Genomic DNA, 22,665 nt, shown 5'->3' with positions numbered 1-22,665 from the left:
GAGTGAATGAAGGAATGGGAAAATTTAGATGCTATAGAAAGACAACCTGATAAAGTAAGTGGAGCATGGGTATTTATAGTAGGACTTACGCAAGATTAAACTCAAAACCTGATTCTTGCGTAGGGGTAATTCATGAATTACCCCTACTTCCGTTCTGTTTTGCGTAAGTCCTGTATAGGAACGAGAGTTCCAGTTACTGCATTATTTGAAAATTTGCGCGATGGTGCAACAGTAGATGATTTTTTGGAATGGTTTCCACCTGTTCAAAGATCACAAGTTGAAGCTGTACTTAATTATGAGCTTGAAACATTAGCTGCCTAGATATAATGAGATAACCTAAGTTGCTAATTAGGAAAATTGTCAGAATCAGGATATCCAGGATTAAAGGATTTACAGGATAAAAACAGGGATTTGACCCCCAATGCTTATGAAGAAAGATGGTTTAATTTATCAAATAGAGATTTATTAAAAGCTGCTGAATCTAAAGGATATCAAATATTTATTAAACATCTCCAGAAATTAAATATGCTTATCCTAGAACCCTTGTAGAGACGTTCCATGTAACGTCTCTACATTCTTTTTCGGAGATTTCTATTACAACAGATCAGAATTTGCGTTATCAACAGAATTTGAGCGATCGCCAAATTGCAATTGTTGTTTTACTATCAACTTCATGTCCAAAAATTCGGACACAACTTGATAAAATTTCTTCTGTTATTAATACAACTGAATTGGGTGATTATCAAGAAATTCCTATATCTAGCTAAGTTGATTTATTGAGCGATAACTTCACAATCACATCCTGAAAATCCTTAAATTCTGGACATCCTGATTCTGACAAAAGGAGAATAATAAAGGCTCTTCAGTAGTTGCTATGCTAAACTAATAATATAGATGCCAATTAAGTAAACATCTAACTCGGAAATTGTCAAAGTTTCTAAACCCATAACTAGAACGTTTGATCAGCTTAAGTTTGTTATTAATTCCTTCTACAGTACCACTAGTTGTTCGGTTATCAAAGTAAGCAATAATTTCATCAAACCAACGAATAATAGTATTGTTACTATTTGGGAAATATTTTTTAGCTTTTGATAGCCACATACCCAGTTTAAAGACTCCCGTATACCAATCACGAGTATTATTAAAAATCGTTCTAATTTTCTCTTTCAGTTCATGCATTACTTTCAATACAGGGGATACATTTTGAACTTGAATAAGTTTGTGTAATTGCTCCTCATTTAAATTCTCTTCATTCTTAAGTAAGGGATATTTACTATTTTTCAGACCTGATAATATTTGTTCATATTTAGATTTTTCTTCTGCTGAATTTGCTTTTTTAATTAACTCTTCTACGCTGCGTTTTTCTTTTTTTCTTTGTGTATCTAGTTCTTTATTTATCTGTGCCATTACATGAAATCTATCTGCTACTACCTGGGCATTTGGCATTAATTCTATGACTAAATTTTTATAGCCTTGCCACAAATCTATACTGACTTCTTCTATTTGTTCTAAAACCTCAAATCCCCATTCCATAAGAGTTTTCTTGATTATTTCTTGCGTACGTCCATTTAATATAGTAATTAGTTGAGATGTATCTAAATCTATTAAGACTGCACAGTAATTACCTTTGCCTTTAATCAGAGCTATTTCATCAAGTCCAAGTCTTTTTAAGTTCAGAGGTTTTAAATTGGGTAATGTTTCGGATGCATCTTTTAGCATCCGTTCTATTTCTTCCGTTGTCACTATACCTTTTGACGCTACACTATGAATATCATTCTCTAAAACTTCTTGTATTGTCTTATGTGCCAGTCGCTTTGTAAAAGTCCTTTTTTTTCTGACAAAATCTAGGTCTTCGCTAAACGGTTTTTTACATACAGCACATTTGAACTGTCGTCTATTAATTTCTAAAAATACTGGCTTTTCTCCAAAAGGTAAGTCTTTAATAATGTGGTGATGGTTTTGATGTAATTTATGGCTTTTTGTGCCACAGTTGGGGCAAGTACCATATGACTTTTTTGATTCGGTTTGTAAAATCATTCCAATCCCACTATGAAGACGATGTGATATGACTTTTACATCATCTAAATCAAGAAGCTCTGTGAGAATTTTAATATCTCTTTTGCCAGTCATAACTCTAACTTTATCTAAAAATACGGTTAATTGTATTTATACTTAACAATATATATTGTTCATATGTCAATACCTGTAAGACTTTTAGTCAGTTTTTAATATGTTTTTTAATAGTATTTTATGCCTACTGCTAATAATTTGGCATAATAGGTAATGAAGAGCCATAATAAATTATGCAAAGTATGTACTTGTGATATTGTCAAATTTGAGCTTTATTATGGTGCATATAATTGTCATTCTAAATGTAACAAAGTGGAAAGAAAAATCTAGGGTTTCAGGCACATACCGAGATGCTTCACTCCGTTCAGCATGACATTAAAAGACCTTTTTAAAACATCCTCTTAAACCCTTATCTAGCTAAATTTATTTATTGAGCGATAACTTCGCAATTACATCCTGAAAATCCTTAAATTCTGGACATCCTGATTCTGACAAAAGGAGAATAATAAATTATGCAAAGTATGTATTTGTGATATTGTCAAATTTGAGCTTTATTATGGTGCATATAATTGTCATTCTAAATGTAACAAAGTGGAAAGAAAATCTAGGGTTTCAGGCACATACCGAGATGCTTCACTCCGTTCAGCATGACATTAAAAGACCTTTTTAAAACATCCTCTTAAACCCTTATCTAGCTAAATTTATTTATTGAGCGATAACTTCGCAATTACATCCTGAAAATCCTTAAATTCTGGACATCCTGATTCTGACAAAAGGAGAATAATAAATTATGCAAAGTATGTATTTGTGATATTGTCAAATTTGAGCTTTATTATGGTGCATATAATTGTCATTCTAAATGTAACAAAGTGGAAAGACTCTAGGGTTTCAGGCACATACCGAGATGCTTCACTCCGTTCAGCATGACATTAAAAGACCTTTTTAAAACATCCTCTTAAACCCTTATCTAGCTAAATTTATTTATTGAGCGATAACTTCGCAATTACATCCTGAAAATCCTTAAATTCTGGACATCCTGATTCTGACAAAAGGAGAATAATAAATTATGCAAAGTATGTATTTGTGATATTGTCAAATTTGAGCTTTATTATGGTGCATATAATTGTCATTCTAAATGTAACAAAGTGGAAAGACTCTAGGGTTTCAGGCACATACCGAGATGCTTCACTCCGTTCAGCATGACATTAAAAGACCCTTTTAAAACATCCTCTTAAACCCTTTCATTTACTGTCATATCCTTCATTCCGTGAAATCCTGAAATCAGTTAAATCAGTGATCAAAAAAGCGTTGCCAATTTCCATCAGCAACGCCTAATTTTAAAGATTAAAGAACTATTCAGCCCAAGCGATTAACCTGGGTTCATAAGGACTAGAAAGGTATTGATTTTGTGGTAATACCCGCAAAGATAAGCCTTGTAAACCAGAGGTAGTGTAGGTGATATCTACTGTGTAAATACTCAACCCTTGATTATCTTCTCCTTGATAATCCATTACCACTGGTACAGCGTTGACAATATCACCGTTAGCATCAATGGAACCTTGATATAATTCCACTTGCACATCATCTTTTTTCAAAGTGGCTAAATCAACTTTGGCTTTAACAGCAACAGTTTGATTAACTTCAATATCCGATGCTGCGGAGATATCAATATCTTTGATTCTGATGTTAAACCACTGTTCACCTAGTTTTGCTTTCCAGGCTGCTAATTCTTTCGCTGGGGCGTAGTTATCAACGGTGAGGGTGTGATAGCGATCGCTTGCTGGGAAATAAGCTCGTTGTGCATACTCCCGCACCATCCGGGCTGTATTAAAGAAAGGACAATTCAAACGAATTGCATCTTTCATTTTAGCTACCCAAGGACGGGGTAAACCATCTTCATCACGGTGGTCATAGAATAGAGGTACAACTTCCTTCTCTAGTAACTCATAGAGAGCGTTGGCTTCTACCTCATCCTGATAATTAGGATCTTCGTAATTTTCACCATGTCCAATAGCCCAACCGGTGCGGACATAATCAGCTTCATCCCACCAGCCATCGAGTACGCTTAAATTTGGCAAGCCATTCATAGCTGCCTTCATGCCGCTAGTACCAGAAGCTTCACGGGGACGACGGGGGGTATTTAACCAGATATCACAACCTGCAACCATCAAGCGGGCAATGTGAATATCGTAGTTAGGAACAAACACCACCTGTTTTTCTAAGTTTTGTTCGTGGATGAAGTGATTGATATCCCGAATCAGTTCTTTACCGGGGATATCTTTGGGGTGCGCTTTTCCAGCAATCACAAACTGCACTTTCCGATGTTTGTTAGCTAGTAAAATTCGTTTGATTCTGTCCAAATCACGCATCCATAAAGTAGCGCGTTTGTAGGTAGCAAAACGACGGGCAAAGCCGATAGTTAAAACGTTGGGATCAAGTACTTCCTGGGCTACAGCGATTTCTGAAGCTGAAGCACCGCGATCGCGCAAATGTTTGACCAAATGCTCACGCACATACAGTACCATGTCCAACCGGCAGCGTTCGTGATTGCGCCATAATTCCTCATCGGGAATAGAATCCATCCGTTCCCACAACTGATTATCTGGTGGTGCTGATGACCAATTTGGGCCAAGATAGCGATCGTACAACTCCTGAGTTGATTTAGCCACACAACTGCGAGCATGAACCCCATTGGTAATCGCCGCAATTGGCACTTCCTCTACAGGAACTTTTTGCCATAAACCTTGGAACATTTGCCGCGATACCACACCGTGTAGCTGTGCCACACCATTAGAAAATGTTGCCATCTTCAAGGCTAACACCGCCATACTGAAAGGCCCAGATAAATCCCCAGTATTTTCCCTTCCCAAACCTAAAAATTGCTCTTTAGGTAAACCAAAGATATCTGCGTAGTAACCCAAATAATACAAAACTTTGTCGGGCGCAAATAAATCAATGCCCGCTGGTACAGGAGTGTGGGTAGTAAAAATATTACTAGAAGACACCACCTGTTTAGCTTGAGCATAACTTAAGCCTTCTTCTTGAATCAAAACGCGAATGCGTTCTAAAGCAGAAAAAGCTGCATGACCTTCATTCATGTGGTAAGCCGTGACTTTATAGCCCAAAGCTTTCAACATTTGCACACCACCAATCCCCAGCATAATTTCCTGGTGGATACGCATATCTATATCACCACCATACAGCTGATCTGTAATATCGTGGTCATAGGCCTTGTTAGGCTCAATATTGGTGTCCAGCATATACAGTGGTACTGTTCCCACTTGTACACGCCACACTCTAGCATATACCTTGCGTCCTGGATAATCTACCGCAATCCGTAGCTCTGAGCCATCAGGATTACGTTCCAAATGCAAAGGCATATTATAAAAATCATTGATGGGGTAGCGTTCTTGCTGCCAACCATCAGCATTGAGATACTGGGCAAAGTAACCTTGTTGGTAGAGTAAACCTACACCAACGAGAGGTAATCCCAAATCACTAGCAGACTTGAGGTGATCTCCTGCCAATACACCCAAACCGCCAGAATAGACGGGTAGACAATCTACCAGTCCAAACTCAGCCGAAAAATAAGCGTAGCATTCTTTTGGGTTCTGACCGCGCTGCTTGTGATACCACGTCCGTTCTTGCAAATAATCTTCTAATTGACGTGCAGCGCGATCCATTTGCGCTAAGAAGCCTTCATCCTCTACGACTTCTAATAGCCGTGCTTGGCTAATAGTACCCAGCATCAACACTGGGTTATGCCGACTTGATTCCCACAAGTCAGTATCTAGGCGACGAAATAAGTCTTTACTCTCAACATTCCAATCAAAGTGTAGATTGTATGCCAGTTTCCGCAAGGGTTCTAGTCGCTGCGGTAGTGAAGGTGAAACGTTAAATGTGCGAATTGGCTGCATAATGTAGCAAAATTTTAAATTTCCGATATGGTTATTGTTGACCGTCTTTACGCAATGTTGCCAATTCTTTATACTATGTTTGTGGATTTTTGATGACTTTGTTAAGTATTGAGAATAATTCTCTCATACTTGGCTAGACTCTACAGTAAAACAAGTTTGCGGTCTATAGACTTATTTTGTATGTTACCTAAGATTAGTAAAATTTAATTATTTACTAAGTACTTGTATACAAAATGTCTTTCCACAAACTTATATGTACCATTGAACCTATCAATAATTTAGTCTAACGATTTTATTTACCTTGTATATTAACTAATTGCAGAAATTTTAATTATTTCTTAATGAGTAAGATTATTCCCCAGCCATGTTAGTGAGGACATCCCCTCAGAAATAGTAGTGTTATTTAACACATCTCCAGCTGATTCTAGAAAAACAATTCCTCAACATCCATTACACATTAGACATGGGAGTAAAAATTAAATATGCGTGATATGAAACCCTTGTAGAGGCATCTCCGGGAACGTCTCTACATTCATTACCGGAGATGTCTATTGATCAACCTCGTCCAAGTTGAGAACTGGAGTTTTTCAAAAGGGAACAGAGAACAGTATAGGATTGAAAAACAAAACCCAATTAAGAAAAAACTATTGGTTTCTAGACGTGCTTTAGTTATGTTTTTTGATTCTGAGACTTAAACCTGCCTGCAATAAACTCTCGCTTGTGTAAATGCTTCGTTTGACGGTTACTAACTCTCTCTCTCCACATCCGGAAACTAGATTGCTTCATTTCCCGTTTCATTAAAGCAATTACCTGTTTTTCAGGAAGACCAAACTGAGCTTCAATAGCATCAAAAGTTGTTCTATCCTCCCATGCCATTTCTATGATGCGATCTATAGTTTCAGAATCTAAGTTAGGTAGTTTCATTGCTTTATTTCAATGATTTTTAATATTTTTTGAAATCCCAACAATTACAATTATCTCTTAATAATACCATAGATTTGAGCTTGAAAAACAGGGTTTTCAAAAAAGAGTGGTAAAAATCTCGTGACTGTTTTTGACTCTCTATCATTTCATATTCCTAAAGTAGAGGAAATTTTAATCACGTTTAATCCGGATAAATCAAAACATAACTGAAGAGAAAATTATATTGCTATCTTCAATCTTCATGTCAAAACTTATGGAAATGCCACAACGTATATCAATTCGTTACAAAGATTCTGCATACAACATTCATGAAATTCGTTTAAAAACCTTCCGACTGGGATTCCAACTCTGGGAAGAACAAACTAAACCTAGAAAAACTGAGCTTTACGAATTTATATTGTGTTGCTTGAAACAAGTTGACCGCCAAGATCGATTTATGTTTTCTTTGCTGTTTATAGAATTAGCAGATATTATCCGTAATTCTGCAATTGAGAGAGGAATGAAAGAGATTATTCTCAAAACAGCTTTTAGTGAGTTTGGTTCTGCATTAACAGATTTTGAAAATAGTGCCAAATAACTATTTGTAAGAGGTTATACGATTTTTTATCAGGTTGCACCCAAATGTAAGGATTAAACTAGTATGTCAAAAAAAATACTTTGCAAGTATAGATTTGGTACTATCTTAATAATAAGATAAACTAAATGATAAATCGAATACTTTTCCATATCTATGATCAGATATTTTAGCCAAATTGCCAAAAAATATATGACAAATTATGGCTGTCATTAAATATGCCATATTCCAATTGTTACAGATACCCATTATAGAGAATTAACGGATTTTCGATTAAGAATCGTCCATTAAAAATAAAGTATGTTATTATTATTAATAACTGTTATTCAAAGTCGCTAATGTCCTTGAAAGCGTGATTTCTTTAGTCCGTACATTTGTGTGCAACATGATGAAAGCAGCATACTTTATAAATTCGTTGCCAGACAAACGTCATAGTAGTCGAGGAAGCGCTTACTTGTTTGCACCGATGATAAACTTTAACGTGATGGCAGAAGTTGGTGATAATCCACCTTAAATTACTTATACTTAAAAATAATAAAAATTTACCAACATTACATCATCTGCTAGATCAAAAAGTGATTGTAGCGAGAAAAAACCTGAACAGGTAGATGTGGCTTAGTTGAAATTTATCTTGTTGATCTACAGTTATAAGAGGATTCTTTAAAAGTATTTTTGGTAACATCAAATAAATCCTCTAAAACCTTCCCTAGCAGAGAAGGCGAGTAAGAGGATGTTTGATAGCTTGCATGGCGTAGCCATAAACTTTTTCCTGTAGGATCTAAAACTTGTAGATCCCTCTAAATCCACGCCAGTTACTCATGAGGGAAACCCGCCTTAGAAAGAGGGTCTTTGAAAAATTTAGCACACCTTTTTAAGGGGGATTGGGGAGAAATCAATCAATCCTGATACTTTTCAAACAACCTCTAAGTATCAAATTCTCTCTGTAGGACAGATGTACCCTGTGGTAAACAGATCTGTATCTACGGAAATTGTTTTTAGTATACTTTGTAACTTTTTAATCATCCTCTAAAAAGGTATGGAAACCGTCTGATAAAAAGTAGTTTAGAAGACGCATAACTGTATCTATGGTTGCATAACAAGCTTGGCAATTTTTGCCGATCAACAAAATAAAAATTGAACTGTTGAATTTACCAAAATCATGATTTTATCCTTGCTATTCCTAAACACTTTTATTTGCAGATTTAGTGCAATCAATTGTCACGTTTGAGACTATAAACGCAAAAATTGACGAATTAGAATCAACAAAAAATTATTTGAGAGATTTTGCCACCATGATCAACCAGAAAATTTCTGCTAAATTACAGCGATTTCAAGAGCTTTTAATAACTACTTTATTAGGAGATATTCCCACAATTAGTTTAGGCCCACGCCTCCGAAGGTTAGTATATCGCCATATTTTTGGGACTATGGGTGACAACGTGTATATTCAGCATGGTGTAGAGTTTAACAGTACTTCTGCCATTGAACTAAGTGAGGGAGTACACATATTTAAAAATGTCCGTTTAGATGCTCAAGGACACAAAAATAATAGAATTCATCTAGGAAATCGAGTAGCAATTGAGCGCAACGTAGATATAGGCTGTATGGAAGACACTTACATACATATTGATGATGAAACTTTCATTGCGCCTAATGTTTGTATTGCTGGGCCAGGAAATATCAAAATTGGCAAGCATTGTATGATAGCATCTCACTCTGGCATATATGCCAACAATCATAATTTTGCTGATCCTTTGTTACCCATGAGACAGCAAGGTATTACTCGTCAGGGAATTGTCATTGAAGATGATTGTTGGCTAGGACATGGAGTAACTGTATTAGATGGTGTCACCATTGGCAAGGGTAGTGTTATTGGTGCTGGTGCAGTAGTGAATAAAGATATTCCTCCCTATTCCGTTGCTGTGGGTATACCTGCACAAGTTATCAAAAGTCGAATCACCAAGGAATTAGTAAAATCTTCTGAGCATTGACAGAAAGTTGGCTAATTGGGAACAAGTGATTATTGCTCCCACAGGGAACATATCGGGCAGAATTTTCCGATTTTTTCTCTTCACACTCCCTTGTCTACTTTCCTTCCTTGTCTTCCAAGTCCTGCCTTCACCCAATTGTCAAAAACCTACCTCTGTCAGGGGAGGGTGTCAAAATGTTCAGTCGGGAACCCTTTAGGATCAAGCAACGTCAATATTTGTTAGATTTAGTTGGATTATTTGGATTAGCGAACAACCTCAATTCAAAATCCAAAATCCAAAATCCAAAATCCAAAATTGGCACGGTCAAGAGATACCTCCAAAAAGGAACCAGATTATGGGTAAGATAGAGGAGCTATCTTTTCAGCGTAGTAGATTGCTGAGAACTTTTTTGTCATACCCCTGGGAGATATTTCTATGGTGACTTTAAAAATCGCTGTTTATATTGTTGTTGCTTTCTTCGTCGGCATTTTTGTGTTTGGGTTTTTGTCGAATGATCCTGCTCGTAACCCCGGTCGTCGGGATTCAGAGTAAAAACGCAATAAATTATCCGCAACTGCTGGAAGGTGGAAGACACTAAACGCCCGAAACCTGGCGAAAAGTCTGGAAAAATGATACTGTGTCATCCTCTTGGCGGCTTACTGCAAGTCAGCAGAAGGCGAAAGTCGGAAGGCATAATATGTACTGAATCCTTCCGGCTTAAATATCTGCCTTTTTGTTAGCTTGATTGTCCTGAGATATGCTTCATCCAGTTTTGCCACCTGATTCACCTCCTGTTATCGAATATTTACGGCCGCCAATTCTGTCTCTTCAGCTTTAGTTGTAGAGGCTAAGACTGATGTGCAGCAACTGGTAACTCCAGGAAACATCGAGATTTCTCATGATCTGCCAACTCCTACACAGATAAATAAAGATAACTTAGTAGTTGCTAATGAGTTATCTCCAACCCCTCAGCCAGAAATTTTACCTCCTGAACTTTCCCCTGGTGATGCTTCTGGGAAGGCTTCAGATTTAGGAACATCCTTGGGAGTTGGTGATGCCAAGAAGGAAAATTCTGATGGTGAAAATAATTCAGCCGCTACCTCCCCACAAGTTGTTGATGAAGTTGGTAACAAAAACAATTTATGGTTGTCTGATTCTCCAGTTGTGATCAAAAAATTAGTCCTACCACAACAGCCAAATGCTGTTACTTTACAAGAATCAGCAGGTAAGATTAATCTTTCGGGAACATCTACGGCACAGAATATACCGAGTTCTCTCCCAGTCCAAAATATTATTGAGTTTAAACCACGTAATCCCAATAACCAACCTTCAACTTCTACTACGGTAGAATTTCCACCTCCTCCAGAATCTGTTTCACCACCAGATCAACCGTCTGGGAATACTCCACAAGTGAGACAAAGAGTGGTGGAGGTGATTGCCGACCGTCAAGAATATGATGAGCAAAGGCGAATTGTTACGGCTGAAGGAAATGTGGTGGTGAGATTTGATGGGGCGGTTGTAGATGCCGATCGCTTGCAGGTTAATTTGGATAATTTAATTGCGGTAGGGGAAGGTAATGTTGCTTTAACTAGGGGTAATCAGGTATTGCGGGGACAACGCTTTACTTATAACTTTATCCAAGACAGTGGGGATTTGGAAAATGGTAGGGGCGAAATTTATGTCCCTACGACTCAAACAGATTTTGCTTTTTCGCCTGCTGCTACTACAGATATTACAGCCGGTGGTGTACCCTCTCGCCCACTGAGCGATCGCATTCGCGCTAATCAGCCAGTTTCTAATATCAGTAGTCCTGGCGGCATTGATGTGACTCTTGGTGGTCAAGCAGATGCCAGAAACATTCCCCCTCCAAAAACAGGTGGTGTTGTGAAGCGGTTGCGATTTGAAGCCCAACGCATTGATTTCTATCCACGCGGTTGGCAAGCTGAGGATGTGCGGATTACTAATGATCCTTTTTCACCACCAGAATTAGAATTACGAGCTTCTAAGGTAACGTTGACGCGAGAAGCACCTTTGGTAGACCGTGTAACTACTCAGAAGCAACGTTTAGTATTTGACCAAAATGTGACATTGCCTATCCCCATTGATAACCAAACAATTGACCGTCGGGAAAGGGATGTGAATCCATTTATCGTCTCTCCAGGCTTTGATGGTGGTAAACGAGGTGGTTTGTTTGTTGAGCGCAGTTTTTCAGCTATCAATAATGATCAGACACGTTGGAGTATTACACCACAGTTTTTTGTCCAAAAGACTTTTGAAGACAGTAGTAATATTGCCGATTTATTTGGTGTAAAAACTAAGCTAAATAGTGTTTTAAGTCCCAGAACCATAGTTGAAGGCAAGGGAGAATTAACCAGTCTTGATCTCAATAAGGTAGAAGATAATTTACGGGGTAGTTTGCGGTTACGTCAGACATTAGGTGATGTCAATCCACATATCTTGAATCTAGAATCTAGCTACCGCGATCGCCTTTACAATGGTACTCTCGGTTTCCAAACAGTTCAGAGTAGCTTGGGTGGAGTGATTATTTCCCCGAATATTCCTTTAGGAAAAAGTGGGGTTAATCTCAGTTATCAAGGAGGCGCTCAGTATATTAATGCTAACACTGACCGCCAAGACTTACTAGAACCACAACGCAAAAATGATCGCATTTCTCTAGGTCGTTTACAAGGTAGCGCATCTCTCAATAAGGGTTTCTTACTGTGGCAAGGGAAACCTTTAGCAGCGACTGCTACAGAGGGATTAAAATACACAGCCAATCCTGTTGTCCCTTACTTGCAAGCGATCGCAGGTTTAACAGGCACTACAAGTTATTACACCAGCGGTGATAATCAAAGCACCTTAATTGGAACAATTGGTTTAGTCGGGCAACTTGGTCATTTTTCTCGACCATTTTTAGACTACACCGCTTTTAATGTTAGTTATTCCCAAGGTTTCAATAGCGGCTTATCACCATTTTTGTTTGATCGTTCAGTTGATAACCGAGTCTTGAGTGCTGGCATTTCACAACAAATATATGGGCCATTTCGTTTAGGCTTACAAACATCAGTTAACCTGGATACAGGTGAGGCAAGTAGCACAGACTACATCATGGAATATAGCCGCCGCACCTATGGCATCACATTGCGTTATAATTCAGTGCTAGAGCTAGGTGGTTTTAGCATTCGCATTAGTGACTTTAACTGGACAGGTGGTACTGATCCATTTTCTGGAGGAGACATTAAACCAGTTGTGGGTGGTGTAAGTCAGGATAATTAACTAATACTAATTTTAAGTAAGTAATCAAATCGTCAGGGGCGATTACATTGCCCCTATCTGCAATCAAATTGATAAATGAATTAAAATTATATTAATCGTTCTAGGTAATTGACTATGAAATGGCAAGAAGTTTGCGAAAATAGACATTTGCAAGATTTACCATTCAAAATTGAATTAAATAAATGGGGACAAATCGTAATGAGTCCAGTAAAGATTAAACATTCTTTTTATCAGGGAAGAATTCAACGTATATTAGAATCTTTATTGGATACAGGAGAAGTAATGCCAGAATGTGCAATTAACACATCAGATGGAGTCAAGGTTGCCGATGTGGTTTGGTGTTCTGAACAACGATTTGATATTATTCAAGATGAAGTATCAGCTTCAATTGCACCAGAAATTTGTATAGAAGTTAAATCTATTGGTAACACTTTAGATGAAATGGAATTCAAGAAAAAATTATATTTTGAAGCTCAAGCTATTGAAGTATGGTTATGTAATGAACAAGGTGAAATAAAGTTTTATAATGAACAACAGGGTGAATTGGCTAAATCTCTATTAGTTCCCGATTTTCCTAAGCAAATTAAACGGTAATTATAACTTTTCTGTAAGGATTCAGGATACAGAATTAAAGAAAGCAGAATAAATAAGAATTTGAACATCATACTGGATATTTTTGAAAAAATCTCGAATCAGTGAATTACTGGCTTGACAATTATTCTGACTCCTGAATTCTTACACTTTTCTAGCAGTTTCCAGGGCAGGTGAGACTTCGACAGGTCTTACAGTGAGCTTGTCGAACTGCTCAGTCCAAGAATACCTACCCCAGCAGAGACGGAAGAGTTAGCTAAACTAAAACTTGCGCTTTTTCCTCTTCCAGTTTTACCTCAGCTTCTGCTACCAAAAACTCAGCCACTTGCGCCTCAATTTCATCGCGGACAATCTGACGATATTCCATAAAATGCTCAATTTGAGCGCAAACGGCTAAATAACTACTGATACCACCAGGATTATGTTTGTACATATTCCACAGATTGCGCCAGAATTGCCAACGGGTATTACGTAAAGCACCTTGTCGCCAGCAAATAGTCAACAGCGCCCGTAATACTTTCCAATTCAATGGTTTTTTAGCACCTTTGCCCTTTTTCGGGTAAGTTGCTTCGCCTAAAATGCGGAAGTGTCGGTAAGCACGATCTAAAAACCGAGATGGTTCGTATAGTTCCCAAAACGCTTCTACATATTCGCTGGCAATTTCTGGTAAAGGCCGGGTAGGGACAAAATTCATCAATGTGGTTTGATTGATATTTGCCGATTTACTGCGGAGTCGGTTTTCCTTTGCTAATCTATGCCACAATGCTGTATCAGGCAGGGCTTGGAGCATACTAAATAAGGCAGTGGGGATTGATGTCTGTTCCACAAATTTAACGATTCTGCCCCCAGCACCTGTTTTTTCGCCATCAAATCCAATGATGAAACCTGCCATGACTCGCAACCCAGAGCGTGTAATTTTGTGTACCGCTTCACTGAGAGAATCTCGCGTATTTTGGAATTTTTGAGTAAAAGCGAGGCTTTCTTCGTCTGGGGTTTCAATACCGAGGAACACAGAACCGAAATTACACCTTACCATTGCATCCATCAATTCTTGATCTTGGGCTAAATCAACGGAAGCTTCTGTCGCAAAGGAGAAAGGATAGTGATGTGCAACCATCCAAGGTTCTAATTCTTTCAAGAATAATTTGACGTTGCGCTTATTGCCAATGAAGTTATCATCTACCATAAAGATACTGCGTCGCCAACCCAATTCGTAGAGATAATCAAGTTCTGCGAGGAGTTGGGCTGGTGTCTTGGTGCGGGGTTTGCGACCATAGAGGACGATAATATCGCAGAATTCGCATTGGAAGGGACAACCACGGGAAAACTGCACCGACATTTCCGCGTAAGCATCAAACTCTAGCAAGTCAAAGCGAGGAATGGGAGTAGTGCTGACATCTGGCTTTTCACCACCAGAACGAAACATCCCTGTAGACTCACCGCGATTTATGGCATCTACAAATAATGGTAAGGTAATTTCTCCCTCATCCAAAATCAAATAATCTGCACCCACATCTGTAACTTCGTTGGGTAACGCCGTCGGATAAGGTCCACCCACAGCCACACGCTTACCGCGTCGTTTCGCTTCTTGAATTTGTGCGAGCAAATCCTCTTTTTGGACAATCATCGCTGATAAAATCACCAAATCAGCCCAAGCCCATTCTGCTTCTGTGATGTCGCGAATATTCCGGTCTACCAGCTTAAATTTCCATTCTTGGGGTAAAATTGCTGCTACTGTCACCAAACCTAAAGGTGGTAACATCGCCTTACGGTCTAGCAGAGCCAGTGTTTTTTCAAAAGACCAAAAACTTTTTGGAAACAGAGGATATATAAGTAAAACATTCATTATCTTAATTGCAAACCCTGAATTTTGCTTGTAGGTTTATTTTAAACAAAGACTGAAAATAGCGGAATATTGTTCGCACTTGTATAACAATGCAGTGAAAAGTTGTTTATCTGAATTATAGGATAATTACTGGTGTCTTTGTTGTTAAACTGCATCATTTTACCCCATAACTTTTTGCCTTAACAATTCCATCAATTTACGCTTACGACCGTGAATTTCCATCAACTGGTGATAATATTTTTTCCATTCAGCTTGCTGATTCGATGCCAAATAGGCAGCACGAGCTTTTTTCAACCACTCAACTGAATCACGATAATATTCTGATTTTCCTGCATCCATAATTTTTTCAGCACGAAAACGGTAATTTTCAATTACCCATGCAGGATTGATAGAAATTGCTGATCCATAACTAGATAAATTAATTCAGCATTGTTAAGAGAGAAGTGCGCTGATACAAGAAATTGCATCAAATTATTTAATGTAATTCATAGAAAGATTCTTTGTCTAAATGTTTTACATATTTTTCGATGAGTTTCTGGAGAGTATCTGGAGATCCTATGTTTATCCAATCATCAATCGAGCCTAAAAAGCAAAATCTCTCAGTTTGAAATATTCGCTCCTTTTCATCACAAAGAATAAATCGCAGCATTGATGAATAAGATATAGATTGAGAAATATTATCCTGTATATATTTAGCTTCTGCTAATGGGTGAGACGAGTATAGTCTTGTTAGATTAGTTACATTCTGGTCGGGAGTATAAACATAAATTGTGTTTTTCTTTACGTTTATTTGATAGTACTGTAAGCTAGAGAATTTCTTCATTCCTGACTCTACAGTGGCTACTTCATCATCGGTAATAAGTTTGGGTTGGATTCTTTGTAAAAAAACCTGAGCGTTAGGATTTTCATATATTTCAAAGCCATCTGGTATGCTTGTAACCAGAGTACCTTCATTTTTCATAGAAAAGAAATATTTTGGTTTCCCTGTTTTAGTAGTACCTTGATGGAGATAATATTTCTTACCTTTTCTATTAATATGTTCTACAGCCATTTAATTTTACCTCTAGCTATGTTGTGTTTATTAAAATATCCTCAAAATTCCAATGATCTAATTGAATGGTCAGTACTTTATTTTTGTATCCTATATATTACCGTACTTTACATTTAAAATATGTAATTTTGATATATAAATTATTTTTATGGCTACAATAATAGTATCAAACTGATCATTATATTTAGTTTAAATTTCCTCGAAATGTTCAACAGTGGGAAATGGTTCATAAAAATGGTGAAGAAGTTTCTTCCATTCTTGATACTCAACAGAACCTCTAAATCCCACAGTATGAGCTTCTAAAGTTTCCCATTTAACAAGTAATAAATATTTGCCTTTGACTTCTATACATTTATGAAGTGCATGGGATAAATATCCATTCATTGATGAAATAATAGCGGCAGCTTTTTTAAAAGTAGATTCAAAATCAGATTCCATTCCCGATTTAACATTAAGCATTACAGCTTCAAGAATCATCAAATTATCAGTTAATGATTAAATATATTGTTTAAGGATATATACTATTGCAGCACAAAACTCTTCATTTTGACCATTTCCATCAGATTGACTAAAGCGTTGAAATAGGATTTCTCTCTCATCATTTGTCAAATCTTCTAAACCTTCTAAAATTGCTTCTATTGCGCCAACACGCATTTTTTTAAGCTTATCAATATTGAGGTCAAGTTTATCAATAGTTGTTTGAGCAGCAAGTGCTTTATCTGGATTTTCCGTTGATAAAATTTGTCCATCTTCTGTATATCTAAAAAACTCACCACAGTTAATATCTAATGGTGAAACCATTAACTTTTTATCATACCATTTATCTTTTTTCTTACCACAATGTAAAGGTTCTTTGGGTACAGTATCTTTTTGGCATGATGCAAGTAAATTTGTGTAATCTAGAGATAATTGAGGATAAGTTGTTCTTGGTTGCAAATGTTCAATATGGCTACTATCAATAGTAATTAACCTACCACAGTAACAGCAAATACAACCTTGTTCTTGTAACAAGGAATTATGAACATCCGTTTTTTGAGGTTTGCTAAAATTATTCCAGCTTGGTTTCCACTCATCATTTTCCAACTCTTTCCAAGTAGTAAAGCTTTCTGGTTCCTCACTTTTATTGATATATTTCACCGTTTCAAAATCTCTTTTCTTTTAATAGATACACGCGCTTTTACTAATTCTGGCTCACTTTCTCCCATGATATCAGCAATTTGTTGAGATAATTGCCTAGCACCATCCAGATTTCCTTCCTCAATTAATTGAAATAACTGATGTAAACTATCTTGAAATTCTTGTGGACGTTTGGGAACACCCATTAAATCTTCTAGAATTTGATTACTATCTCTACCATAAGAACTTTCAGGACGCACAGCAATAATACCATTATCTGTTTTTTTTAAAATATAAATTCCTTCAGGTTTTACTTCACTAATTACCTGGGGTGAATGAGTAGTAACAATAAATTGACAATTTGGAAATGTTCTGGTTAAAGCTGGAATAATTTCTCTTTGCCATTTTGGGTGTAAATGTAGTTCAATTTCATCAATTAAAACAACACCAAAACCTTGAAGTGGATTTTCTAAACCTGGATTAGCAATTGCTAAACGTCTGGCTAAATCTCCCACCATTGCTAATAAGCATTTTTCACCATCAGATAATTGATTGATTATAAGTTCTTCATCATTTTTTTGTAAAGTCATCCTCAGAGGAGAACGACGTACTCTCAATTTAGAAAAACCTGGCATTAATGAAGATATAGCGACTTTCACAGCTTCTAATTGCTTGTCTCGATAATCACGATTATCTCGAAGTAACTCACTTTCTAAATCTTCTCTATTTCTAAACCATTGAAAAAATATTCCAAAATCAATTCTTCCTCCTGTAAGTGCTTGTTCATAGGCATCTGTTTCTTGGAATTCAGGCTGATTTGAAACTTCTAAATTAATATCAATAAATCCACGATATGCGGGATAATAAACCAATAAAATATTACCTTTATTATTTTCATGTAAATTATAAAATAAAGAATCAATGGTATTCCCTAATAAATATGCTCTCTCAATTCTTTTTACTATTTTATCATCAATTTTATTCTCGTTACTCTCTTGGATTATTTTAAGTAATAATTTAAGTGAATCATCTTGATTTGCACCTTTATTATTGCTTCTTACTTCATTTATTAAAGGCATAAGTAGCTTTAAAATTTCATCGTCTTCACCTTTTTTCCATTTCAAAAGCCATGTAAATTCTTGCTGAATATTAGCTGAAACAGTAATTTCATTCTGAGTTTCATCGTATCTATTAGTTATGTCTTCATTGCTTAAATCACGTACAAATTTAGTAGTGTTTTGAATCCGTCCAGCAAACGGTGACAACAAAATCGCAAGACAATCAAGGATACTTGATTTACCCACACCATTAATACCAACAAGTACCGTTGGTTCTTTTTCATCAAAATCCAAAGTCAAATCGCCAATACCGCGAAAAGATTGCATTTTGAGCTGCTTAACCCTCATAACTTTAATCCAATTAATTTTCTAAACACATCTCAATCATTCCTCATTTCTGTGCCTCTGCGCCTCTGCGTGAGAAAAAACCTCCATATCTAAACACTCCTCAACTTAATCACACCCTGATCAAAAACACGATTATCAGTACCAATACCACTCACTTCAATTCTATCTGCATACACATCATAAGCCGCAAAACTCAAATTACTAGTCGAATATTCAGTCCACTCAGAACGACCAACAGGACGATTACCTGCACCAGCACCACAAATTAAATAACTCGTCCCATTAATAGAACGAGTGCGTTCATAATTGTGTTCATGACCATTGATATAAAGTTGAACATTGTATTTTTGAAACAAAGGAGTAAAAGTTTTAATAAACTTTGAATTACTCCCATATTGGCCAGATGAATAAATCGGATGATGACCAAAAACAACTTTCCAGTCAGCTTTACTTAAACTTAATTCTTTCTCTAACCAAACTAGCTGATTTTTCCAATCAGCATTACCATTAGTATCTAACGCAAAAAACTGAATTTTATCTTGACCAAATGTATAATAACGTCCCTTCATATTAAAGCCAGCATATTTGACTTGGGGAACACCATTATCAGTACGGATATCGTGATTACCTAAACAAGCATGAAACTTCACACCTTTTTGAAGCAACGGTTGATAAGGACGCTCAAAAACTGCATTTATTTTCTCAATTTCGCCGTTGTTATAAATGTTATCACCAGCTAAAACTACTAGATGATATGGATTTTTCTGGTGATAAAAATTCATTGCTTTAGCTACAGAATACTGACCTTTAGCACCAGTTCCTGTATCAGCTACAGATACAAAACGCAATAACCAGTCTTTTTTAGCTGGGTTAGCGGCTATTGCTGGTTCTAAAAGGGAATTTTCAGCATTTTGACCAAATAATTTCCAACCTAGAAATCCTGTACTAATAGCACTAAGACTACCTAAAAACAAAAATTGACGACGTTTGAGTTGCATAAATCACTAAGTTCAATAAATGGCACAATAGACTGCAATAGTCAGAATCTATTGTCTGTATCTTTGATTCGTTAATCTGGGTGAAAGTTCCATGTCACAAGATAAGCAGCAAAAACCAAGAGGTGAGAGAGAAATTCAACCTTCTCAAAAACCTTATCAGAAAAACCAGCCAATTTGGAAGGTGACAATTATCCAATTTCTGAGGGGAACAATTGGGATTTTAGAAAACACATTAGTGAAACTGGAGACAGAACAGCCTTCTAGTACTGAGATAAAGCCTAATATCTTACAACGGCTTTTATTGAGTTGGGATGGATTTTTAAGAACATTTCGCTTGTTTTTACCATCAAATGTTTCTAACAATCTATCAGATACAGTTCTGGCGGGAATTTTTGCGGTAATAACTGCGGTGATAGTTTTGACAACTTCTGTAACTATTTTTAGTTCTAAACCTGCTGAAATAGCAACACTTCCTCCAGTTGAAGAACTTCCCACACCTACGTCAACTGTAATTGAACCAGAACCGACACCAGAAATAAAATCTGAACCAGAACCGACACCAGAAATAAGTCCTGAACCAGAACCGACACCAGAAATAAGTCCTGAACCAGAACCGACACCAGAAATAAAACCTGAACCAGAACCGACACCAGTTATAGAATTAACACCTGAACAAGCTTTAATTGTGGCTATTGAAAATCAATTAGCAGAAATTAGTGTTCCTACAGAAAGTGATGGAAAAGAAATTATTTATACTAACTTGATAAAATCTATTCAGGCGAATTTTCGTAGCAGTGATTTAACTGTTAAAATTAATAATAATTGGTATAGTTTGGAAGTATTACAACAAAATAAATTAATGGCAGATATATTACAACGTTCTCAAGAATTAGATTTTAGTCATTTAGAAATTGTTGATGATCAGGATAATTTAATAGCGCGTAGTCCAGTGGTGGGTAATGAAATGGTGATTTTTAAACGACGAAATAATAAATACAACACAATTCAGAAGTCAGAAATCAAAAGTAAAAGTCTTTTGTAGTAGGAAGAATCCCAAATGTGTAGACTTACAGCACTTCCCGGTGTCATGAGGTACAAGAACCCCAACCCCCTCCCCCTTCGGGTGATGCCTCCGGCTCCCGTAAGGGATACACCAGTCACCTACGGTGGGAAACCCGCCTACATGGCTGGTTCACCGGAAGCGATGAGGGGGATCTAATGTACCTCATAACAAAGCAATACGCTGTATATATAGCAATCCTATTTGATTTATGAACGGAATTTTTAAAACGAACCACACAAGAGGAAGAGAGCGCAGAGGTAGAAAAAAGAGGTGTTCATATCCTATTTAGGATTGCTATATAACGTTTCTACACTCAGGAATACAGCACATAGCACATCTTCATAAAAAAACGGTACTCATACCAAATCTTGTTTTCATAGACCACTTAAAAACTAAGGTAAATTAAACCACTGAAAAAAACTGGCAAGATGCCCGCAATACAAAAAATCAATCAAAAAACTAAGCAATCACACTAAAATCACTACCACTCAAAGTAATCGCAGAATTGCCTATTTTAGCAGGGTAAGAGCATCTCAATTAGGCTTGACATAAGGGATGTGAGGAATCTAATGTAGAGTCAAGAAAACAACAACTGAGAACTTGAATCATGTAATTGTTGTCCATACCAGTGCGTTTCATTTTTTGGCGGAGACTACGTTTGTAAGTTTGTTCGCGATTGAGAGCATTGAGAGCAATGCGCCGTAAAAGAGCAAAATTACGGGGACTATGGAAAGAGCGAATACGGCAGGAATCCTCAGCAAAAGTGCAATCAAGAGTCCAATGAGCTTGGTTTTCAATCCCCCAGTGTTTACGGATAGCCCGACCTAAAAGTTGAGCATCACTGGGTAAAGAAGAGAGATAAAATTGAACTTCACGAGTAGTTTTATTCCAAAGACGACGCTCCCGAACAACCATGACTACAGTTTGAAGTCCAGCCCAGATTTTGGGTTGGTAAAGTTCACCAACAGCCGAAATAGGAACAGACCAAACTTGACGGATTTCCGTGCGGTGATGTCCTTTCTCAATGCGGTGATCGTAACTGACATCAATGCCTTGAAAATCCTGTGTAGATGATGTTTCAAACCATTGTTTTACCTGATTATAGAGAGTTGGATGATTTGCCTTGAGTGCTAAAACATAATCTGCTTTTTTATCAATAATCTTTTTGGCAATCTCAGTTTGAGTCCCCATTGCATCAATAGTGATAATAGCTCCTGTCATATCCAATAATTCTAATAATGCCGGAATTGCTGTAATCTCATTGGATTTATCTTCCACTTTCATCTGTGCCAAGACCAAATTCTGTTCACTTGCCCAGGCACTAACAACGTGCAGTGCTGATTTCCCTTGATTTCGGTTGTAAGAACCCCTAATGGTCTTCCCATCTATGGGAATTATCTCTCCTCCCATGTTTGTGACTAGGCTTTCTATCCATCTGCTGAAACAACGATTTAATTCTTCAGGGTTAATGAACTCAAATACCCTTCGGAATGTGTCATCTGAGGGGATGCCATTTGGTAGTTCTAAAAACTCTTCCAACCACTCCTGCTTGCTGATGCCGTAGTTCTCTATGTCTTCCCATCCTTGCGCTCCTCCTATCACTGCCAGAATTGCAATCACCAGGATATCTGTAAGTTGATGTTTCTTTGTTCGCTCTACTCTTGGGTCTTTGATGTCTCCAAAATTCTCGACTAAACTCTTTTGAATTGCTTCTATGGATGCCACCTGTACTGGCTTTGACTGACGGCAATTTCTCTTCTTGGAATCACTTGATTTAGTTTCAAATCCTGCCGACATAAAGTTTCTTTCCCGGTGTTTTCAGAGCGATTGCATTGCTTTCATCCCATGTCTTTTGCTCTGCTG

Annotated in this window: 20 protein-coding genes; 9 read left to right on the top strand and 11 right to left on the bottom strand. The window is 37.1% G+C overall.

Annotated elements, in window-relative coordinates; genetic code table 11:
• The first annotated feature begins 132 nt into the window (after positions 1-132).
• The 3 genes from AC012T_RS15030 (at position 133) to AC012T_RS15020 (ending at position 767) form a co-directional block, all read left to right on the top strand.
• Complete coding sequence (locus AC012T_RS15030) at positions 133-321, top strand: DUF433 domain-containing protein (protein WP_487059521.1); 189 nt, start codon at positions 133-135, stop codon at positions 319-321.
• Positions 322-357: 36 nt separating this feature from the next.
• A complete protein-coding gene (locus AC012T_RS15025; protein WP_487059519.1) occupies positions 358-549 on the top strand; it encodes a hypothetical protein in 192 nt (63 codons plus the stop codon).
• A 62-nt stretch (positions 550-611) separates the two neighbouring features.
• Positions 612-767, top strand: a complete 156-nt coding sequence (locus tag AC012T_RS15020; RefSeq protein WP_487059517.1) for a hypothetical protein — start codon at positions 612-614, stop codon at positions 765-767.
• A gap of 115 nt (positions 768-882) precedes the next feature.
• Here AC012T_RS15020 and AC012T_RS15015 read toward each other — a convergent pair whose 3' ends face one another.
• The 3 genes from AC012T_RS15015 to AC012T_RS15005 all read right to left on the bottom strand — a co-directional run bounded on the left by AC012T_RS15015 (position 883) and on the right by AC012T_RS15005 (position 6,911).
• Positions 883-2,130 (bottom strand): ISL3 family transposase, encoded by a 1,248-nt coding sequence (locus AC012T_RS15015; protein ID WP_487059515.1) that lies wholly within the window; start codon positions 2,128-2,130, stop codon positions 883-885.
• A 1,292-nt stretch (positions 2,131-3,422) separates the two neighbouring features.
• Positions 3,423-5,987, bottom strand: coding sequence for an alpha-glucan family phosphorylase (gene glgP, locus AC012T_RS15010; RefSeq protein ID WP_487059513.1), 2,565 nt, complete (start codon positions 5,985-5,987; stop codon positions 3,423-3,425).
• Between the two features lie 669 nt (positions 5,988-6,656).
• Entirely contained in the window at positions 6,657-6,911 is a 255-nt protein-coding gene (locus tag AC012T_RS15005; RefSeq protein WP_487059512.1) for a TIGR03643 family protein, read from the bottom strand.
• Between the two features lie 253 nt (positions 6,912-7,164).
• Between AC012T_RS15005 and AC012T_RS15000 the strand changes: the two genes are divergently transcribed.
• From AC012T_RS15000 to AC012T_RS14980, 5 genes are all read left to right on the top strand, one after another.
• Positions 7,165-7,488, top strand: a complete 324-nt coding sequence (locus AC012T_RS15000; protein ID WP_487066605.1) for a hypothetical protein — start codon at positions 7,165-7,167, stop codon at positions 7,486-7,488.
• 1,289 nt (positions 7,489-8,777) lie between these two features.
• The gene (locus AC012T_RS14995; RefSeq protein WP_487059510.1) at positions 8,778-9,476 is read left to right on the top strand and encodes an acyltransferase; all 699 of its coding nucleotides are present in this window, start codon (positions 8,778-8,780) and stop codon (positions 9,474-9,476) included.
• A gap of 414 nt (positions 9,477-9,890) precedes the next feature.
• Positions 9,891-10,007, top strand: coding sequence for a photosystem II reaction center protein I (locus tag AC012T_RS14990; protein WP_015209277.1), 117 nt, complete (start codon positions 9,891-9,893; stop codon positions 10,005-10,007).
• Positions 10,008-10,313: 306 nt separating this feature from the next.
• A complete protein-coding gene (locus AC012T_RS14985) occupies positions 10,314-12,731 on the top strand; it encodes a DUF3769 domain-containing protein (RefSeq protein WP_487059508.1) in 2,418 nt (805 codons plus the stop codon).
• Between the two features lie 114 nt (positions 12,732-12,845).
• Positions 12,846-13,325 carry a Uma2 family endonuclease gene (locus tag AC012T_RS14980; RefSeq protein ID WP_487059506.1) on the top strand — a complete coding sequence of 160 codons (480 nt, stop codon included), beginning with the start codon at positions 12,846-12,848 and terminating at the stop codon, positions 13,323-13,325.
• Positions 13,326-13,578: 253 nt separating this feature from the next.
• Here AC012T_RS14980 and AC012T_RS14975 read toward each other — a convergent pair whose 3' ends face one another.
• From AC012T_RS14975 to AC012T_RS14945, 7 genes are all read right to left on the bottom strand, one after another.
• A complete protein-coding gene (locus tag AC012T_RS14975) occupies positions 13,579-15,168 on the bottom strand; it encodes a B12-binding domain-containing radical SAM protein (RefSeq protein ID WP_487059504.1) in 1,590 nt (529 codons plus the stop codon).
• Between the two features lie 159 nt (positions 15,169-15,327).
• A complete protein-coding gene (locus AC012T_RS14970) occupies positions 15,328-15,507 on the bottom strand; it encodes a hypothetical protein (protein WP_487059502.1) in 180 nt (59 codons plus the stop codon).
• A 136-nt stretch (positions 15,508-15,643) separates the two neighbouring features.
• Positions 15,644-16,219 carry a hypothetical protein gene (locus AC012T_RS14965; RefSeq protein WP_487059500.1) on the bottom strand — a complete coding sequence of 192 codons (576 nt, stop codon included), beginning with the start codon at positions 16,217-16,219 and terminating at the stop codon, positions 15,644-15,646.
• A 189-nt stretch (positions 16,220-16,408) separates the two neighbouring features.
• Positions 16,409-16,696 (bottom strand): antibiotic biosynthesis monooxygenase family protein, encoded by a 288-nt coding sequence (locus AC012T_RS14960; protein ID WP_487059499.1) that lies wholly within the window; start codon positions 16,694-16,696, stop codon positions 16,409-16,411.
• Between the two features lie 18 nt (positions 16,697-16,714).
• Positions 16,715-17,356, bottom strand: a complete 642-nt coding sequence (locus AC012T_RS14955; protein ID WP_487059497.1) for a retron system putative HNH endonuclease — start codon at positions 17,354-17,356, stop codon at positions 16,715-16,717.
• Positions 17,353-18,720 carry an AAA family ATPase gene (locus AC012T_RS14950; protein ID WP_487059495.1) on the bottom strand — a complete coding sequence of 456 codons (1,368 nt, stop codon included), beginning with the start codon at positions 18,718-18,720 and terminating at the stop codon, positions 17,353-17,355. The genes AC012T_RS14955 and AC012T_RS14950 overlap by 4 nt, the downstream gene beginning before the upstream one ends.
• Positions 18,721-18,830: 110 nt before the next feature.
• Positions 18,831-19,739 (bottom strand): metallophosphoesterase, encoded by a 909-nt coding sequence (locus tag AC012T_RS14945; RefSeq protein WP_487059493.1) that lies wholly within the window; start codon positions 19,737-19,739, stop codon positions 18,831-18,833.
• A gap of 91 nt (positions 19,740-19,830) precedes the next feature.
• On the opposite strand from AC012T_RS14945, the gene AC012T_RS14940 reads away from it, so the two are divergent.
• The gene (locus AC012T_RS14940) at positions 19,831-20,781 is read left to right on the top strand and encodes a hypothetical protein (protein ID WP_487059491.1); all 951 of its coding nucleotides are present in this window, start codon (positions 19,831-19,833) and stop codon (positions 20,779-20,781) included.
• 558 nt (positions 20,782-21,339) lie between these two features.
• On the opposite strand, the gene AC012T_RS14935 is transcribed toward AC012T_RS14940, so the two are convergent.
• Positions 21,340-22,599: an ISAs1 family transposase gene (locus tag AC012T_RS14935; protein ID WP_487059489.1), complete on the bottom strand. Its 1,260-nt coding sequence runs from the start codon at positions 22,597-22,599 to the stop codon at positions 21,340-21,342.
• Positions 22,600-22,665 lie beyond the last annotated feature (66 nt).

This window comes from Anabaena sp. EIM26, assembly GCF_057568715.1.
The sequence above is the reverse complement of the archived record's forward strand: the minus strand, read 5'-3'. Positions and strand labels throughout refer to the sequence as shown.

Bases quoted from the DNA above. Each gene is read 5' to 3' on its own strand.
- AC012T_RS15030 (WP_487059521.1), top strand. From the start codon at position 133: ATGAATTACCCCTACTTCCGTTCTGTTTTGCGTAAGTCCTGTATAGGA.
- AC012T_RS15015 (WP_487059515.1), bottom strand. From the start codon at position 2,130: ATGACTGGCAAAAGAGATATTAAAATTCTCACAGAGCTTCTTGATTTA.
- glgP (WP_487059513.1), bottom strand. From the start codon at position 5,987: ATGCAGCCAATTCGCACATTTAACGTTTCACCTTCACTACCGCAGCGA.
- AC012T_RS15005 (WP_487059512.1), bottom strand. From the start codon at position 6,911: ATGAAACTACCTAACTTAGATTCTGAAACTATAGATCGCATCATAGAA.
- AC012T_RS15000 (WP_487066605.1), top strand. From the start codon at position 7,165: ATGGAAATGCCACAACGTATATCAATTCGTTACAAAGATTCTGCATAC.
- AC012T_RS14995 (WP_487059510.1), top strand. From the start codon at position 8,778: ATGATCAACCAGAAAATTTCTGCTAAATTACAGCGATTTCAAGAGCTT.
- AC012T_RS14990 (WP_015209277.1), top strand. From the start codon at position 9,891: ATGGTGACTTTAAAAATCGCTGTTTATATTGTTGTTGCTTTCTTCGTC.
- AC012T_RS14980 (WP_487059506.1), top strand. From the start codon at position 12,846: ATGAAATGGCAAGAAGTTTGCGAAAATAGACATTTGCAAGATTTACCA.
- AC012T_RS14975 (WP_487059504.1), bottom strand. From the start codon at position 15,168: ATGAATGTTTTACTTATATATCCTCTGTTTCCAAAAAGTTTTTGGTCT.
- AC012T_RS14970 (WP_487059502.1), bottom strand. From the start codon at position 15,507: ATGGATGCAGGAAAATCAGAATATTATCGTGATTCAGTTGAGTGGTTG.
- AC012T_RS14965 (WP_487059500.1), bottom strand. From the start codon at position 16,219: ATGGCTGTAGAACATATTAATAGAAAAGGTAAGAAATATTATCTCCAT.
- AC012T_RS14960 (WP_487059499.1), bottom strand. From the start codon at position 16,696: ATGATTCTTGAAGCTGTAATGCTTAATGTTAAATCGGGAATGGAATCT.
- AC012T_RS14950 (WP_487059495.1), bottom strand. From the start codon at position 18,720: ATGCAATCTTTTCGCGGTATTGGCGATTTGACTTTGGATTTTGATGAA.
- AC012T_RS14945 (WP_487059493.1), bottom strand. From the start codon at position 19,739: ATGCAACTCAAACGTCGTCAATTTTTGTTTTTAGGTAGTCTTAGTGCT.
- AC012T_RS14940 (WP_487059491.1), top strand. From the start codon at position 19,831: ATGTCACAAGATAAGCAGCAAAAACCAAGAGGTGAGAGAGAAATTCAA.
- AC012T_RS14935 (WP_487059489.1), bottom strand. From the start codon at position 22,599: ATGTCGGCAGGATTTGAAACTAAATCAAGTGATTCCAAGAAGAGAAAT.